Raw genomic sequence first — 15,946 nt, 5'->3', positions numbered from 1 at the left:
GAATCTGCCCCTTGGGGCGGGTCTCGCCCGCCCCAACGCACGAAATGCGCCCGAATCTCGTCGGGGCCCCTCGCGCACCTCGCCGTCCCGCTGTCCGCGCGCGCGCAGCGCCGCCACGCGCGGCTCCGCCCGCGCGAACGCGCTCACACCCCGCCGGCCAACCTCCACACCCGATCGCGCGAGAACGGCAGCTCGTATCCGCGGCGTCCGAGAGCCCGCGACACGGCGTTGCCGATCGCCGCGCCCACGGGGTTGTACGGCGACTCGCTCATCGATTTCGCCCCGAACGGACCCAGTGTGTCGTCGGTCTCGGCGAAGTACACCTCGGTGTCGGGCACGTCCGCGAACTGGGGCACGCGGTACGTGCGGAACACCGGGTTCTGCACCACCCCATCCTCGATGTACACCTCTTCGTACAGCGCCCCGCCGAGGCCCTGGGCCGCGCCGCCCTCGATCTGCCCGCGGCACTGAGCGGGATTGATGACGACGCCGGCGTCGGCGGACTGGATCGACTGCAGAACCTTCACCGTGCCCGTCTCGGGGTCCACAGCCACGCGCGCCGCGTGCACGTTGAAGGCGAGCGAGCGGAAGTCGCCGAACTCGGCGCCGTCGGCGGTCAGCCCCTCGGCCGTCAGATACCCGGCGGGGGCCGCGGCGATGATCCGCTCCCACGTCACGATCTCGTCCCCCACGCGGACTCCGGATGCAACGAGTTCCGCGCCGAGGTTTCCGGGAGGGGATGCCGCGGACCCCGCGTCGCCGCGTACCGCCGCGTCGACCGCGCGACCGCCCGTTGAGGATCGCGCACGCCCCGCGTCGCCGCGCACCACCGGTGCCTCGCCCGCGCCACCGCCCGCCGTCCCGGTGGATGCCGCACCGCCCGAGCCGGCGCCGGCGTCGGATGCCGCAGGCCCCGCCGCATCCCCTCCCGCCAACTCCGTCGCGATCTCGACCATCCGCCGCCGCAGAGCCGTGCACGCGCCGAAGAGAGCCTTGCCGGCCACGACGGTGCCGGCGGAGGCGAAGGCGCCGGTGTCGTGCCGCACCGCGTCGGTGTCGGCGGCCCACAGCTCGAGACGGTCGAGCGGGGCATCCAGCACGGTCGCGGCGATCTGCCGGTGCACGGTCGAGGTGCCGTTGCCGAACTCGGCCGTGCCCACGCGCAGCAGGTACGTGCCGTCGGGACGCAGCGTCGCGGTGGTGTGCGCGATGTGGCCGCGCGGGGCCATGGTCGCGATCATGGACGCTGCCATCCCCTCGCCGACCAGCCAGCCGTCGGGGGCCGCGACGCCGTTGCCGCGACGCAGGGCGCCCTCGGCGAGGTCGAGGCACTGGTCGAGGCCGTAACTGCCCCAGATCAGGTCTTCCTCGTACTTTTCGTCGTCGTCCGGATGCAGCGGGTCTCTCTCGCGCACGGCGTTGATGCGGCGGAGGTCGAACGGGTCGACACCGAGCTCGACCGCGAGGGCGTCGAGGGCCGATTCGACTGCGAACACCACCTGTCCGAGCCCGTAGCCGCGGAACGCCCCCGACGGCGAGTTGTTCGTGTACACGGCTTCGGCGTCGATCCACTTCACCGGCACCCGGTACAGCGTCGTCGACTCGGCGCACGAGTGGAACAGCACTCCGATCGCGTGGTTGCCGTACGCGCCGGTGTCGCTGAGCACGTCGAGCTTCATCGCGGTGAGGGTGCCCCCGGCATCCGATCCGAGGGTCACGCGCACGCGCATCGGATGCCGCAGCGATGCCCGCACGAACTGGTCGGTGCGCGAGAACTCGTATGCCACCGGGCGTCCGAGCGTCAGCACGGCCAGCGCCGTGAGGTCTTCGGTGAACAGCTCCTGCTTGCCGCCGAAGCCCCCGCCGACCCGCGCGGCGAACACGCGGACGCGATCGCGCTCGAGGCCGAAGATGTGGGCGAGCTCGTCGCGTGCGAGGAAGGGCACCTGCGTGGACGATCGGATGACGAGGCGTCCATCGTCGTCGAGCCACCCGACGGCGCCGTGCGTCTCGATCGCCGCGTGGGTGACGCGTGAGGAACGCCACTCGCCGGTGACGGTGGTGTGGCTGGCCGCGAGCGCGGCGTCGATGTCGCCGCCGTGACCGGTGTGGAACCCGGCGACGACGTTGCGCCCGGCCGCCATCACCCGCTCCTCGGGCGTGCGGTCGGGGTGCAGCAGCGGAGCCCCCGGGCGGCGCGCCTCCTCGGGGTCGAACACCGCGGGCAGCACGTCGTACTCCACGACGACCGCGCGGCATCCGGCATCCGCAGCCTCCGCCGTCTCGCCGACCACCGCGACCACGCGCTGACCGACGTGGCGCACGACGTCGTCGAGCATGCGCGTGTCGTCGGGATCGTCGGTGCGGTGCTCGTGACGGCCCGTCGAGTACCGCACGTCGGGCACGTCGCGGTGGGTGAAGACCGCGACGACCCCCCGCACCGCGAGGGCGGCCGCGGTGTCGATCGACACGATCCGCGCGTGCGCGTGAGGGGAGACCACCACCCGCAGCACGAGCGGCGGGCCCCCGGGCGCGGGCTCGTCGAACGTGAACGGTTCGCGGCCCTGGACGATGCGCCGCGCGGCCTCGGGGATCGCCGAGGTGCCGACGCGGCCGGTGGCGGCTGCGTCGAGCGTGCACGACTCCTGCAGAACCGGGCCTTCCGGGACGGGAGGGGAGGACTCGTGCAGATCCGCCGGAGGTGTGCGAGGAGCTGCCGAGAGCTCAGACGCGACATGCCCGCCGCAGCCGCCGCCGCAGCCCCCGGCGCCACCCGCATCGACCGATCCGGCGGTGCGGGTGCCGGTCGAGTCCTCGCCGCACGTACCCGCCGGGTCGACGGCATCCGTCGCGCACCCCGCACCCGTCTCGCGCACCGGGCCCAGCACCGACGCTCGGATCGCCTCGCGGATCGGGCGGTAGCCCGTGCAGCGGCAGAGGTTGCCCTTCATGCGCCGGTCGAGATCGTCGAGGTCGGCGGCGTTCAGGGTCGACGCGGTCACGCTCATCCCCGGCGAGCAGAAGCCGCACTGGAAACCGAAACCGGTTGCCAGAGCCTCCTGCACGGGATGCAGCTCGTCGCCGGGCGCGAGTCCCGCGGCGGTGGTGATCGCGCGTCCGTCCAGGCGCATGGCCGGAACAATGCACGAGTGGGTCGGCGCGCCGTCCAGCAGCACCGAGCACGCGCCGCAGTCGCCCGCGTCGCATCCCTTCTTCACCTCGACATGGCCCGTCTCGCGCAGGAGCGTGCGCGCACTCTGGCCCGGCCTCGGCTCCGCGTCGACGGGGATGCCGTTGATCTCGAATCTCACGTGCGGGCTCCTCGGCGGAGAACGTCGGGGCGCCCGGCGGGCCGTTCTCCGGTGATCGTGTCGTGGCGGGTCGGGGTGCGCGGCGGAATCGGTCGCGCGGCGGTGCTTTCTCCGGAGTTCGGCGCGGCGCGGGGCGGGTCGAGGGGAGTGACGGGTCGCGCAGCGTCGACCGGTACGGTGCGGACCGGGGCTCGCCCAGCCGGCGCGGCGATCACGCGGCGCCCTCCTGCCGTTCACGCGCCAGACCCTGGCGCACCCGCTCGGCGAGCACCACGCTCACGCCGCGACGCCAGTCGGCGCTGCCCAGCGGGTCGGTGTAGAAATCGGTGGCGCTGGCCACGGCATCCCGCAGCTCGCCCGCCCCTGGGATGCGCCCGAAGCGGAGGACCCGGGGTCGGCGCACCGCCGCGGTCACCACGAACACGGCGGCGCCGTCGGGATCGACCCGGGCGGTGACGACCGCGCCCGATCGGCCGAGCTCGGCCAGGGCGATCTTGCGCAGGCCGACGCGGGCGTGCAGCGCATGGGCCGGGATGTCGAGGGCACGCACCACTTCGCCGGGGGCGAGAGATGTCGCGGCGTTGTCGATGACGAGGTCGGCGACCGTGATCCGGCGCTCGCCACCGTCGGGCGTCCAGATCAGCGCCGTGGCATCCAGGGTCGAGAGCATTGCGATCATCGCCCCCGCGGCGAATGCCTGGCAGACGTTGCCGCCGACGGTGGCGGTGTTCCAGATCTTGAAGGATGCCAGCAGCGCATCGGCGGAGGGACGGGCGAGCGAGAGCGAGGTCCACGCCGCGGGCGCGTCGCGTTCGACCCACGCGAGCAGGCGCGCGATCGTGCAGGTCGCGCCGATCCGCAGGCCCTCGTCGGTGATCTCGATGTCGGGCCAGCCGAGGGTCGTGAGGTCGACGAACCCGGTCGTCCCGGGCTGCGGCTCGCTCATGAGCCAGGTCCCCCCGGCGATGACGACTTCACCGGGGCCGAGGGTGAGGTCGTTACGTGTGCGGGCGGAGCGGAACGAGGTGACGGTGGTGATGTCCACGCGTCAGCCCGCCAGGATCCGGCCCGACCAGCGGCCGTCGGCGAGCGTGTACTGCTGTCGGACGCTCTGACCGAGCAGGTCGCCGCGCCAGAACGTCAGCGTCAGGGGGCGGACCCGGAACCCGGCCCAGCGCTCGGGAGGATCGAGCGTCGGGTGCGCTTCGTCGAACTCGGCCCACAGGTGCCGGCGGTCGTAGGCCGGCAGGCGGGCGTTGTCGTTCGTGTTCAGCCACGCCAGCAGCTGCAGGTACCGTGACCGCTGACGGTAGACCTCGGCGGCGGAGGCGGTGCTCACGCGCTCGACGATACCCCGCACCACCAGCTGCCGACCTACCTCGGGCCAGGCCACCGACAGGGCGGCGACGGGGTTCGCCGCGATCTCGGCGACCTTCTCGCTGGCGGAGTCGGTGTGGAAGTACAGGCCCGTGGCATCCCGGTCGCTCACGAGCACGTGTCGGAGCGAGGGGATGCCGTCGCGACCGATGGTCGAGAGCGCCGCGAGAGGGCGCAGCTCGCTGTCGTGAGCGGGGAGCCAGCGCACCAGCAGTGCGAGAGGGTCCTCGACGAGCGCGTCGATATCGTCGACGTCGGAACCGAACGACGTTCCGGCAGTGATCATGGTGACCTCCGAGAGGCTGCGGGTACCGCCGAGCGTAAGGAGTGCGCGTTTCCACGATGTTGCCGCTATGAACATCGGCCGAAACACGTGCTCCCTACACTCCGGGCATGACCCTGCTGCCCCTCATCGACGCGTGCCCCAAGCACATGGAGTACGGCCCGTGCGGAGGTGTCGGCTTCGACGGCTCGTGCGAGATCGACGCCTCCCACCGCTGCGCCTTCCTGCACAGCCCGACCGTGCCGTGGACCGGGGTGGATCGGAAGACGATCGTGCCGCCGTCTGCGCGCACGTCCGCGGCAGCCGACACCCTCGCCGCGCTCGGCACGAGAGCGTGGGTGGTGGCCGACCTTCCCGCGCGGGCGCTGAGCGTGGCATCCATCGACGCGTGCGCCGCCGTGCTGTCGGGAGAAGTGGATGCCGTCCTCGCCGGCGACGCGGGAAGCGCCCGGGTGCAGTTCCCACCCGCGTACCGCGCGCACCTGCTGCAGCGGCGGGGGCTGCGCGTCTGGAGCGGGCTGAACATGCGCGACCGCAACCGCGTCGCGATCGAGGGCGAGCTCGAAGCCCTCGCCGTCGAGGGAGTGTCCGGGGTGCACTGCGTGACCGGCGATCACACCCGCAGCGGGCACCGCCCCGACGCCGCGGCCGTCTTCGACCTCGACTCCACCGAGGCCACGGCCCTGGCGCGCGCGGCGGGTCACGTCGTCTCGGTCGCGGCATCACCGGCTGCCCCTCCCGTCGAGCGACGCGCGGCGCGCCTGCGCGAGAAGCTGCGCGCCGGTGCCGACGTCTGTTTCGTCAACCACGCCGGCGGGGCGGAGCCCGTGCGCCGGTTCATCGACGAGGTGGGCGACGGCATCCGTTTCATCCCGTGCATCCCGGTCGTCGTCGACCAGGCGTCGGCCGACCTGCTGGAGTCGTTCACCACGCTCGTGCTGCCCGACGGGTTCCTCGGTCGCATCCGCGACGCGCGCGATCCGCGGGCCGAGGGGATCGCCCTCGCCGTTGCCCTCGCCGAGGAGATGCTCGCGCTCCCCGGCGTCGTCGGCGTCAACCTGTCGGGCGGCCGCGAGGGCGCCGAGGAGTCGTTCGCGGAGGCGCTCGCGGAGGTCGCGCGGCGCGTGCGCTGAGCGCCCCGCCGCCCCGGTTGCTCAGGGGCGGGGAGAGTCGGGACGATCCCGAAGTTCTTCCGCAGCGTGAGCCACCGTCTCGGCGACGTCGGCCAGCGCGTCGGCGACGGCGTCCTGCGCGTCGTGATCCGCGGACGCGGGTGCGGACGCGGCCGCGCTCTCGGACGCCGTGACGGGCTCGGAGCGTCGGCGGCGTTCGGCGCGAGCATCCGTATCCGCGCTGCTCCGCTCGTCGACGTCGGTGCCTTCCGCGTCGTCCGCGTCCGTGGACCCGGCCGCGGCGTCGGACGCCGCACCGGCGGCGTCGTCGAGAGCTTCCTCGGCCTCGGCGACCGGATCGGTGTCGAAGGGACCCCATACGCCGGTCACCGTGACGTCGACGTCGACGCGGCCCGAGCCGAGTCCGTCGAGGGCGTGTCGTGCCGCGGCGCGCACCGCGTCGGTGACCTCATGCAGCTTGTGCGGGTAGTCGACGATGATCGACACCGCGCTGGTGACTTGTCCATCCCGGCCCCGGTCGACCGTGACACCGGCGACGCCGGCCGCGAGCCCGACGCGCTGACGCACCGCGTCGGAGGCGCGCTCGACCAGGCTGCCGAGCGCGTGAACGCCCTCGACGTGCGCGACGGCGTCTGCGACCGCGCGGGCGAGGTCCACCGGCACGGGCTGCGACGCAGCGGAGGGGGACGAGATCGAATCGTTCGTCATGTCGTGTCCTGTCAGTTCACGCGGGTGTTGTCGCGCGCGAGTTTGGCGCGCAGACCCGTGTGGATGGAGATGTAGGCGCGGAGGTTCTGTCCGGTGAGCGCGGCCAGGTTGGTCACGAGGGTGTCGACGTGCTCGGCGACCTGGCGGGGCGAGGTGTTCTGGCGCGGGGTGACCGCGACGTGCAGCACCGACTCCCGGTTGATCTCCCCCGCGGTGACGCGGGAGGAGAGGATTTCGTCGCGCTCGGCGAGGGCGTTCTTCAGCGCCTCCGAGGCGAAACCGTCGGAGACCGTGATGCGGCCTTCGGCGCTGGCGCTGCCGGTGGACTGCAGGGGCGCGTGGCGCCGTCCGCGGACGGCGGAGGAGGCGATGACGATGAGGATGATCGCCAGCACCACGAAGGCGGCGACGGCACCCCAGCCGGCGGACTCGCGTCCAAGGGATTCGACCCAGCCCTGGAAACCGCCCATGACGGTGGTCCAGGTGTCGGTCCCGCCGGGCACCAGGCCCACGGCGAGGGCGAGGGCACCCGCGGCCAGCAGCGCCACGGCGACGAGGAAGAGGACGAAGCGGTTCAGACCGCGACGCGTCGCATTCATCGGGACTCCTTGGTGTCGGGACGCTCCACGCGCACGTGGGAACGCACGGCGGGCGTCAGCTTGTAGGCGGCGACCTCCTCGTCGACGATGCGGCGCAGCTGCGCCTCATCGACCGGGATGCCGAACGGGGGACGCACGGTCACATCGACCGAGCGGTGGGCGACGCCCACCACGATGTCGTCACGGGCGATGCCGGACTCGTTGCTGAGGTGCTGGGCGATGGCGGATGCCACGACGCCGTTGTCGACGACGACGGCACGCTCTCCCCACTCCATCTCGTGACGCGACAGGCGGCCCGGCTTGAGGGCTAGGACGAGCACGATCAGGCCCACGACGGCCAGCACGACACCGCCGACGATGAACGCGACCGGCATGAGGGCCGTGGGCGCCGTCACGACGGCGTTCAGAGCCTCGCCCGGGGCGACCAGCAGCGGCTGCGCGCCGACGAGGTTCAGGATGATCTCGACCGCGGCGTACGCCAGGACGAGCAGCAGCAGCACGACCACCACGAGCATGGCCACGGTGCGGGGCGAGTGGGTCTCGCGGCGCACGACGGTGCGGAGCACAGCGTCAGTCATCACAGCACTCGCTTTCGCTGGGGGGCGGTAGCGCCCGAGATGGTCAGGTCCACACGCGAGATCTCACGGCCGAACAGCCGGGTCAGGCGCGAACGCAGCTCGCTCTGGGCCGTACGAGCGGCTTCGAGGACGGGAGTCGCAGCACGGACGGCCGCGGCGTCGTCGAGGCGCGGAACCGGGAACGGCGCACGAACGCGGATCACGGCGCTGTCGCGACCGGATGCGATGTCGATGTCGATGCCCTTGGCATCCACCCCGATCACCTCCGCCGCCACCCGCTGCGCGGTCTTCTCGAGGACGCGGTCGGCGACCTCGACCCGGCCCGGGGGCAGCCCGGGCCCGGCAACCGCGGTGCGGTCGCCGGGCCGGACGGGAGTGACGGTGGTCACGAGGTGCTCCGACCCGTGAAGGCGTTGATGATGTTGCGGAAGTCGAGCTCACCCGAGGCGACGCGGGCGACGACCGCACCGATCGCCATGAAGAGGGCGACGAGGACGAATCCCCCGAAGCCGAAGATCAGGGCGCTCAGCGCGAGGATGAGTCCGAAGAGTGCGCCGGTGGTGATGGGGGTCAACGGACGCGCTTCTCGTCGTCGTCGTCGTTGTCGTCGTCGCCCGGGATGTGCACGTCGTTGACGTCGACGTTGACCTCGACGACCTCGAGGCCGACGAGGTGGCTGATCGCACCGGCGACGCGCGAGCGGACCTGCTCGGCGACATCCTGGATCTGCGCGCCGTACTCGACGACGATCGTGACATCGACCGCGGCCTGGGTCTCGCCGACCTCGACCTTGACGCCCTGCGTCAGGTCGGTGGCGTTGATCGCGTCGCGGATCGCGCCCAGCGCACGGGCTCCGCCGCCGCCCAGGGCGTAGACGCCGGTGACCTCACGGGCCGCGATACCGGCGACCTTGCCCACGACGCCGTCGGCGATGTGGGTCGAGCCGGCGGCGTGAGCCTCCTGGCCGCGTCCGGACAGCGGACGGTTGACGCGGGATGCCGCCTGGGGGACGTTCTGCGCAGCGGGGGTGGTGGCGTTGTCAGCCATGAGCGGTTCCTTTTCGACGGGGTTACCCGGGGGTGCCGGGGCGGCGCGATCGCCTGCAGGATCAAGACGTACCGGGCCTGCCTTTCGTCACGCGGGGGTTGCGCAGCGCGCCCAGATATGTATTGAGACGAATAGGCTTACGGCGTATATCCCCCTGGTGGCGCGGGTGTCAATCCGCCGGCGCCGCCATTCGACACCGCCACGCTGGACGGGTGACGGCAGTGTCCGGCCTCTCACGTCGCGCGTGACGATCGACCGTCCGCCGACGTCCACAGGGCGACGCCGGCGCTCGGCCGGCCATCGAAAGGAGTCACCACCGCCATGGGTAAGAAGAAGCAGGAGACGAAAAGCGAACCCGTCCGGGTCGCCGATTCGACCGTCGAGCAGCGTCAGCAGGATGCACGCCAATGGTCTTCGATGGCGAGGTACGGCGCCGAGGCCTTCGGCACGTTCCTGCTGGTTCTGGGTGGGGTGGGAACTGCGCTCTTCGCCGCCAACTTCCCCAGTGCCGACAACAATCAGGCCGGCGTCGGCTTCCTCGGCGTCGCGCTGGCGTTCGGGCTGACGCTCGTGGCCGGCATCGCGGCGGTGGGCCATATCAGCGGTGGTCACTTCAATCCCGCCGTCACGCTCGGACTCCTCGTGGCCGGTCGCACCGACGCGCGCCACGTCCCCGGCTACATCCTGTCGCAGCTCGTCGGCGGCATCCTGGCGACGAGCGTCATCGCTCTCGTGCTGAGCGGGCGTCCCGACGGCTTCTCGACAGCGCAGCAGGCGGGTTTCGCTTCGAACGGTTTCGGCGAGGGGAGTCCCGGCGGCTATGGACTGGCCGCGGTGTTCGTCGCCGAGGCGGTCCTCGCGGGAATCTTCATCGCCGTGATCCTGTCGGTCACCGCGAAGAAGGAGTACGCGACCTTCGCGCCGATCGGCATCGGTCTAACGCTCACCCTCATCCACCTCACCAGCATTCCGATCAGCAACACCAGCGTGAACCCCGCTCGCTCCATCGCTACCACCGTCTACGGCGGCGCGCTGCCGGTGTCGCAGGTGTGGGTGTTCATCGTCGCCCCTCTCGCGGGTGCGGCGGTCGCGGGTCTGATCGTCCGCGTGCTCGGGCGACGGGTCGTCGGTTCCTGAGCGAGCGCCTCTCCCCGGGGTGGTGACGGGCTGGGTCTGGGGGCTCATCGGGGTGTCCCCGGGACCCTCTCTCCCGGCGATCGGCGCCCTCCCGGTCGTGCCGCCCGCGGGGTACCGCATCGCAACAGCAGCGCGCAACCAGGCGTCCTCCCCCCGCGCGGAGGCCCACCATGGAAGCTCTACGTGAAGAGGAGAGGGACATGGACGAGCAGATCGATGCGGACCGGGCCTCCGCCCCTCGACTCACCCGGGAGTCCATCGTGGCCTCGGCGCTTGAGCTCATCGACCGTGAGGGGCTGAACGGCCTGTCGATGCGCAATCTCGGAAAGGAGCTGCGCGTCGAGGCGATGTCGCTGTACCGCTACGTCAACGGCCGCGAGGACCTCCTCGAGGGCGTCGTCGAGCTGCTGATGAGCGGCCTCACCGACGCGCTGTCGGAGGCCACCGGCGACCAGTGGCAGCGATTCCTGCAGGTCACCGCGCACGAGGTGCGGCGCATCGCGGTGGAGCACCCCAAGGCCTTCCCCCTCATCGCCACCCGGCATCCGGCCGCCCCCTGGTTGCGCCCCCCGCTGCGCAGCATCGAGGTCGTCGAGATCTTCCTCGCCACCCTCATCGACTTCGGATTCACCGACGATCAGGCCGTCGGCGCCTACCGTTCGTTCAGCAGCTTCCTCCTGGGCAACCTGCTGCTCGAGTCCGCGGTGCGCGGCGCCGAGACCTCACCCGCCGACGAGCCTCTCGACGAGGGCGGAGCGGACATCCCGCAGGGCGACGGGTCGATGAGCCTGGTCGGTTCGCCGCACGTCCTCCGGTTGCGGGGCATGCTGAGCGAGAACCATGCCGAAGACGAGTTCGAGGAGTCTCTCGAGGCGCTGCTCGATCGCCTCGATCGCCAGCTCTCGCAGTGACGCCGGCGTCCCTCGACCCGTCGAGAAACGGCATCCGCGCGAGGAAACGTGTGGACGACGCGTTTCTTCGCGCGGATCGCGTTTTTCGGGCGACGGGCGACACGCACAGCGCAACGAGCGCAAGGGGCCGCGAAGCTCAGTGCATGATCATGCCGCCGGTGACGTTGATCGCCTGCCCGGTCAGGTAGCCACCGGCGGGTGAGGCGAGGAAGTACGTCACCCCCGCGACGTCTTCCGGCACCCCGAGTCGCCCGAGCGGCGACTTGGCGCTCCACGCGACGACGTCGGCCTCCGACCGCGTGTCGGCGCCCATGTCGGTGAGCACATAGCCGGGGCAAACGGCGTTGACCGTGACGCCGTGGCATCCCCACTCCTGTGCTCCGGCGCGGGTGAGCGCAACGACCGCGGCCTTCGATGCGGCGTAATGGCCCTCGCCTCCGCCGCCCTGTTTCGCGGCCATGCTGGCGATGTTGACGATCGCGCCGCCGTGCGCCTGCAGCATGACCGGCGCCACCGCCTGCATCGTCACCAGGGTGGCGCGGGCGTTGACGTCGAGCACGAGATCCCAGTCGTCGATGCTGATATCGAGCAGCGGCAGGTGCTGGAACACTCCCGCGCAGTTCACCAGCACATCCACTCCTTCGAGGGCCTCCACCGCTTCGCCCACGGCACGACGGGTGTCGAGCGGGTCGCGCAGGTCGACGGCGAAGAACGTGGATGCCGAGTCCTCGGCGGGCGGGCGACGATCGAGCACCGCGACGCGGGCGCCGTCGGCGACGAAGCGGGCGACGATGGCGGCGCCGATGCCGCCCGAGCCTCCCGTGACGATGACACGCTGCGGCATGGCATCCCTTCTGCGGGCGTCGGGTGCGCCCTCGGCGTCACCGTACGCGGCACGGCGCACGCGCGGGAGACGCCCGTGTTTCCGCGGCGTGAAGTGTGCGCCTGCGGGCGGCACGCCGTCGGCGCCGACCGGCTACGGCGTATTCCGGACACTCGGCAGGGGTTGGGCCCGGGGTCAGCGTGCGAGCAGCGCCCACACCTCCGCCGCGTCGACCTCCAGGCGCGCGTCGGTGCCCCGCGTGCGCCAGGAATCGCGGTCGAAGACGAATGCCCGCACGACCTCGAGGGCGTACAGGCGCTTCGTCGGCACCGCGAGGATCGCGGCCGGATCGTCGTCGCCGGCATCGCGCGGCAGCCGTGCGGCCAGCACCTCGCGGATCGCCGACGCCGCGGCATCCACCTCCCGCGCCCGGAACGCCAGCTGCACCCCATCGGCATCGGACACCGCGGCCGAGGAGTCGTAGACGACACCGGATGCCACGCCCGACGCCGCGATCGCGCGCGCGTGGCGCGACGACACGTCGGACTCCACGTACAGCCCGCGGGGGAGGAGACGGTACTGCGCGGCCGCTGTCCACGGCCCGTCGGCGTCGGCCGTGCCGATCACGACGAAGTACTGGGCGGCGAGGATCGCGGCAGCGCGCTTCTCGGGAGTCGTCATCGACTCATCGTCGGGGCCTCGATCGACGCCCGTGTTTCCGCGCCGTTACGCTTGCGCGGCGGCGGTCGGGGTCGGTCGCGCCGCCGCCTACGCTCGGGACCACCGCCGCCGTCGCCTGCCCGTCGAGTGTCCAAGACACGCCGCACCAGGTCGCCACCATGCGGCGTGTTCTGGACACTCGACGCGCAGGAGAACCGTGACCGACGCCGTGCACCCCGCGATCACCGACCCCGCCGTGCGCGCGCACCTCGCGCCACTCGCCGCGCGAGCGGGCACGATCCCCTCCGGAGCGACGGATGCCGACGGCGATGACGCCGCTCGTGTCGCCGTGCTGCGTGCGAACCCGTCGTGGGTCCGCAGTCCCGACGACGAGACGATCGAGTCGATCGACCTGGATGCCGACGGCCTCGCCCTGCGCCTCTACCGTCCGCGCGCCGGACACCGCGGGACGCTCGTCTTCGCCCACGGCGGCGGGTGGGTCGCCGGCGACCTCGACAACAACGACGCCCTCTGCCGCGCGCTCGCGGCGACCACCGGCACCCAGGTGCTCAGCGTCGACTACCGCCTCGCGCCCGAGCACCCCTTCCCCGCCGGTCTCGAAGACCTCGAGCGCGCGCTGCGATTCGCCGCCGACGGTGCGGACGGGCTTGTCGACCCGGCGCTCCTCGGCGTCGCCGGGCACAGCGCGGGCGGCAACCTCGCAGCGTCCCTCGCACTGCGCTCGCGCGACGGTCGGGCTCCCGGCATCCGGTGCCAGGTTCTGCTGTGCCCCGTGCTCGACGCCCCCGACCCCGAGCGCCCCAGCTACCGCGCCCACACCGAGAACCTGCCGCTGACCGCCCGGGGGATGCAGTGGTACTGGGGGTTGTACGTTCCGGATGCCGGGGGCTTCGTGCCCGTGGAGGCGGCGCCGCTGCGCGCGGCCGACCTCGCCGGATCCGCGCGGGCCGTGATCGTCGCGGCATCCGTCGACCCGCTCTCGGACGAAGCCGAGGAGTACGCCGGCCGCCTTGCGGCATCCGGGGTCGCGACGACGTTCGTGCGTCGCGAGGGTGTGCCGCACCTCTTCCTGGTGTTCCCCTCGACGCCCGCGCGCGACGAGGTGCTCGCGCAGATCGCGCCGGCCGTGCGCGCGGCGTTCGACTGATCCGCTGCCCCGCTGCCCCGCTGCCCCGTTGCCCCGTTGCCCCGTTGCCCCGTTGCCCCGTTGCCCCGCTGGACCCTCGTCCCACTTGCGGCGGGTGCGGTGGCTCCCAACCGGCGTTTTTCGGGACACGCACCGCCAGAAGTGGGACGAGGTTCCCCGCAAACAGCCCGCCACCCACCCGGAACACTGCGGAAACACGCCATTGTTACCGTCATCAACATGTCGCTCCTGGTCACGAACGCACGTCTCATCACGGTCCCCGCGGGCACCGACGACCCCGGTTACATCGAGCGCGGGTACCTGCTCGTCGAGGACGGACGCATCACCGCGATCGGCGCCGGCGACCCCGCCCCGGGCACGACCGCCGACGAGATCCTCGACGTCGACGGCAAGTTCGTCGCCCCCGGCTTCGTGTCGTCGCACAGCCACCTGTTCACGAGCGGCTCGCGCGGACTCGGTGTCGACCAGACGCTCTACGGCTGGTGCACCTCGATGTTCAGCGTGCTCAACAACGCCTCGCCCGAGCAGATCTACTGGGCGACCCTGCACGGCTCGCTCGATTTCCTCGCCAACGGCGTGACGACGGCCTACAACTTCACCGACCCGCTCCTGCCGTGGGAGCCGATGGTCGAGGGCAAGCGCGCCGACGGGGGCGGGCAGCTCCGCGACCACGCATGGCACACCCGCCAGGCGGACGGATGCCATGACGCGGGACTCCGCTTCGTCGACTCCATCGCCCTGGATGCCACCGTCGGTACCGACGAGGAGATCTTCGCCCGGTTCGAGGCGTCCCTCGACCACGTGCTCTCGATGGACCCCGACATCGCCCTCGGCGCATCGATCATGGGCCAGGTGCAGTGGTCGACGCGGCCCGACGCCGCCGAGATCGAGGTCGCCGTCATGGACCGCTTCGGCGTCACCAACCAGGCGCACTTCCTCGAGACGTACGAGGCGATCGAGCACCAGCAGACGAAGTTCCAGCTGTACAAGAACGCCGGAGCCCTGCGCCCCGGCATGATGTTCGGACACTTCATCCAGACCACGCCCGAGATCATCGCGGATGCCGCCGCCGGCGGCGCGTCGATGTCGTGGCAGCCGGCATCCAATGGGCGTCTCGCATCGGGGATCGCCCACGTGCCCGAGATGCTCGACCAGGGCATGAAGGTCGGAATGGGCCTCGACGACCAGGCCTGCACCGATGTCGCCGACCCCTGGCAGAACATGCGCATGGGCATGTTCATGCAGCGCGCCCGCACCCACGACCCGCTGTCGATGATGCCCGAGCGGGTGCTGCGCCTGCACACCCTTGGGGGAGCCGAGATCATGGGCGTCGACGACCGCGTCGGCAGCCTCGAGGTGGGCAAGCTCGCCGACTTCGTCGTGGTCGACCCGCGCACCCCCGACATCGGCCCGCTGTGGAACCCCGTGCGCAGCTACGTGCTCGCGTGCGGCCTGCGCAACCTGCAGCAGGTCTACGTCGGCGGAAAGCTCGTCAACGACCGCGGCGTCTCGACCAACCCCCTCGCGGCGGAGGCCTCGCGCGTGCTGCACGAGGAACTGCCCGCGCTGGCGGAGGAGTTCGGCGTCATCTTGTAACCCGACGGCGCGCCCTGCCGCCGGTCGAGCGTCCAGTACACGCCGCGCCTCGCGCGCCGGGGCGGCGTGTTGTGGACACTCGACGTCTCTTACCCCGGCTGGCGCGCATGAGCGCGTGTCCACGACACCCGGACGGGATGCCGACGTCGCTCGGGTTTCCTGGCCACTCGATGTACTTCCGCGTCCGCCCATCCGCCCCGCCAGGCTCGGGTCGCGCCCTCGCGCTCGCGGAGCGGCCGTGCCAGCGTAGGGCGCATGCACAGGACCATCGCGGGGCTCCACGTCCACACGTCCCACGACGACATCGCCGGACGCGACGTGCTGCTGTGGCATCACGGTTCGCCGCAGACCGGGGCGATCCTCCCCCCGGTGCAGCAGGCGGCGGACGCCCGCGGTCTCGCCGTCGTCTCGATCGCCCGCCCCGCCTACGCCGGCTCCCCGCGGGTGCCGGGCCGCACGGTCGCCGACGTCGCCGCGGGGATCGAGCCGGTGCTCGACGAGCTGGGCGTGGCATCCGTCGTCTCGGTCGGAGCGTCCGGCGGCGGACCGCACGCCCTCGCGTGCGCCGCGGCGATGCCCGACCTCGTCCGTGCGGTGGTCACGTTCGCCTCGCCC

17 protein-coding genes are annotated in these 15,946 nt (G+C 71.9%); 6 read left to right on the top strand and 11 right to left on the bottom strand.

Features of this window, described 5'->3' with window-relative positions:
- Positions 1-143 precede the first annotated feature (143 nt).
- The 3 genes from RWP81_RS06715 to RWP81_RS06705 all read right to left on the bottom strand — a co-directional run bounded on the left by RWP81_RS06715 (position 144) and on the right by RWP81_RS06705 (position 4,974).
- Positions 144-3,311, bottom strand: coding sequence for a molybdopterin cofactor-binding domain-containing protein (locus RWP81_RS06715; RefSeq protein ID WP_314453891.1), 3,168 nt, complete (start codon positions 3,309-3,311; stop codon positions 144-146).
- 211 nt (positions 3,312-3,522) lie between these two features.
- Positions 3,523-4,356: an FAD binding domain-containing protein gene (locus tag RWP81_RS06710; RefSeq protein ID WP_314453888.1), complete on the bottom strand. Its 834-nt coding sequence runs from the start codon at positions 4,354-4,356 to the stop codon at positions 3,523-3,525.
- Positions 4,357-4,359: 3 nt separating this feature from the next.
- The gene (locus RWP81_RS06705) at positions 4,360-4,974 is read right to left on the bottom strand and encodes a pyridoxamine 5'-phosphate oxidase family protein (RefSeq protein WP_314453886.1); all 615 of its coding nucleotides are present in this window, start codon (positions 4,972-4,974) and stop codon (positions 4,360-4,362) included.
- Positions 4,975-5,081: 107 nt separating this feature from the next.
- Between RWP81_RS06705 and RWP81_RS06700 the strand changes: the two genes are divergently transcribed.
- Positions 5,082-6,104 carry a methylenetetrahydrofolate reductase C-terminal domain-containing protein gene (locus tag RWP81_RS06700; protein WP_314453883.1) on the top strand — a complete coding sequence of 341 codons (1,023 nt, stop codon included), beginning with the start codon at positions 5,082-5,084 and terminating at the stop codon, positions 6,102-6,104.
- A gap of 21 nt (positions 6,105-6,125) precedes the next feature.
- On the opposite strand, the gene RWP81_RS06695 is transcribed toward RWP81_RS06700, so the two are convergent.
- Genes RWP81_RS06695 through RWP81_RS06670 form a run of 6 tightly spaced genes read right to left on the bottom strand, consistent with a single transcriptional unit; the run spans position 6,126 to position 9,036 of the window.
- The gene (locus RWP81_RS06695; RefSeq protein WP_314453880.1) at positions 6,126-6,812 is read right to left on the bottom strand and encodes an Asp23/Gls24 family envelope stress response protein; all 687 of its coding nucleotides are present in this window, start codon (positions 6,810-6,812) and stop codon (positions 6,126-6,128) included.
- An 11-nt stretch (positions 6,813-6,823) separates the two neighbouring features.
- Positions 6,824-7,411, bottom strand: coding sequence for a hypothetical protein (locus RWP81_RS06690; protein ID WP_314453877.1), 588 nt, complete (start codon positions 7,409-7,411; stop codon positions 6,824-6,826).
- Positions 7,408-7,989, bottom strand: coding sequence for a DUF6286 domain-containing protein (locus RWP81_RS06685; protein WP_314453874.1), 582 nt, complete (start codon positions 7,987-7,989; stop codon positions 7,408-7,410). Before RWP81_RS06685 ends, RWP81_RS06690 begins: the two co-directional genes overlap by 4 nt.
- Positions 7,989-8,378, bottom strand: coding sequence for a hypothetical protein (locus RWP81_RS06680; RefSeq protein WP_314453872.1), 390 nt, complete (start codon positions 8,376-8,378; stop codon positions 7,989-7,991). The genes RWP81_RS06685 and RWP81_RS06680 overlap by 1 nt, the downstream gene beginning before the upstream one ends.
- Entirely contained in the window at positions 8,375-8,563 is a 189-nt protein-coding gene (locus tag RWP81_RS06675; protein WP_055959752.1) for a DUF2273 domain-containing protein, read from the bottom strand. The genes RWP81_RS06680 and RWP81_RS06675 overlap by 4 nt, the downstream gene beginning before the upstream one ends.
- Positions 8,560-9,036 carry an Asp23/Gls24 family envelope stress response protein gene (locus RWP81_RS06670; RefSeq protein ID WP_314453867.1) on the bottom strand — a complete coding sequence of 159 codons (477 nt, stop codon included), beginning with the start codon at positions 9,034-9,036 and terminating at the stop codon, positions 8,560-8,562. The genes RWP81_RS06675 and RWP81_RS06670 overlap by 4 nt, the downstream gene beginning before the upstream one ends.
- A gap of 321 nt (positions 9,037-9,357) precedes the next feature.
- On the opposite strand from RWP81_RS06670, the gene aqpZ reads away from it, so the two are divergent.
- Entirely contained in the window at positions 9,358-10,173 is an 816-nt protein-coding gene (gene aqpZ / locus RWP81_RS06665; protein WP_314453865.1) for an aquaporin Z, read from the top strand.
- A 200-nt stretch (positions 10,174-10,373) separates the two neighbouring features.
- On the top strand, positions 10,374-11,084 hold the full coding sequence (locus tag RWP81_RS06660; RefSeq protein ID WP_314453863.1) for a TetR/AcrR family transcriptional regulator C-terminal domain-containing protein: 711 nt from the start codon (positions 10,374-10,376) through the stop codon (positions 11,082-11,084).
- Between the two features lie 136 nt (positions 11,085-11,220).
- Here RWP81_RS06660 and RWP81_RS06655 read toward each other — a convergent pair whose 3' ends face one another.
- Positions 11,221-11,928, bottom strand: a complete 708-nt coding sequence (locus RWP81_RS06655) for an SDR family oxidoreductase (protein ID WP_314453861.1) — start codon at positions 11,926-11,928, stop codon at positions 11,221-11,223.
- A gap of 174 nt (positions 11,929-12,102) precedes the next feature.
- On the bottom strand, positions 12,103-12,588 hold the full coding sequence (locus RWP81_RS06650; RefSeq protein WP_314453858.1) for a pyridoxamine 5'-phosphate oxidase family protein: 486 nt from the start codon (positions 12,586-12,588) through the stop codon (positions 12,103-12,105).
- Positions 12,589-12,784: 196 nt separating this feature from the next.
- Between RWP81_RS06650 and RWP81_RS06645 the strand changes: the two genes are divergently transcribed.
- The 3 genes from RWP81_RS06645 to RWP81_RS06635 form a co-directional block, all read left to right on the top strand.
- Positions 12,785-13,735 carry an alpha/beta hydrolase gene (locus tag RWP81_RS06645; protein WP_314453856.1) on the top strand — a complete coding sequence of 317 codons (951 nt, stop codon included), beginning with the start codon at positions 12,785-12,787 and terminating at the stop codon, positions 13,733-13,735.
- Between the two features lie 219 nt (positions 13,736-13,954).
- Positions 13,955-15,331, top strand: coding sequence for an amidohydrolase family protein (locus RWP81_RS06640; protein WP_314453853.1), 1,377 nt, complete (start codon positions 13,955-13,957; stop codon positions 15,329-15,331).
- A gap of 255 nt (positions 15,332-15,586) precedes the next feature.
- Positions 15,587-15,946 (top strand): alpha/beta hydrolase (locus tag RWP81_RS06635; RefSeq protein ID WP_314453850.1); only part of this gene is annotated, 360 nt, incomplete at its 3' end.

It is taken from the genome of uncultured Microbacterium sp. (assembly GCF_963521695.1).
Classification (GTDB): domain Bacteria; phylum Actinomycetota; class Actinomycetes; order Actinomycetales; family Microbacteriaceae; genus Microbacterium.
This window is presented reverse-complemented; position numbering and strand designations above follow the sequence as displayed.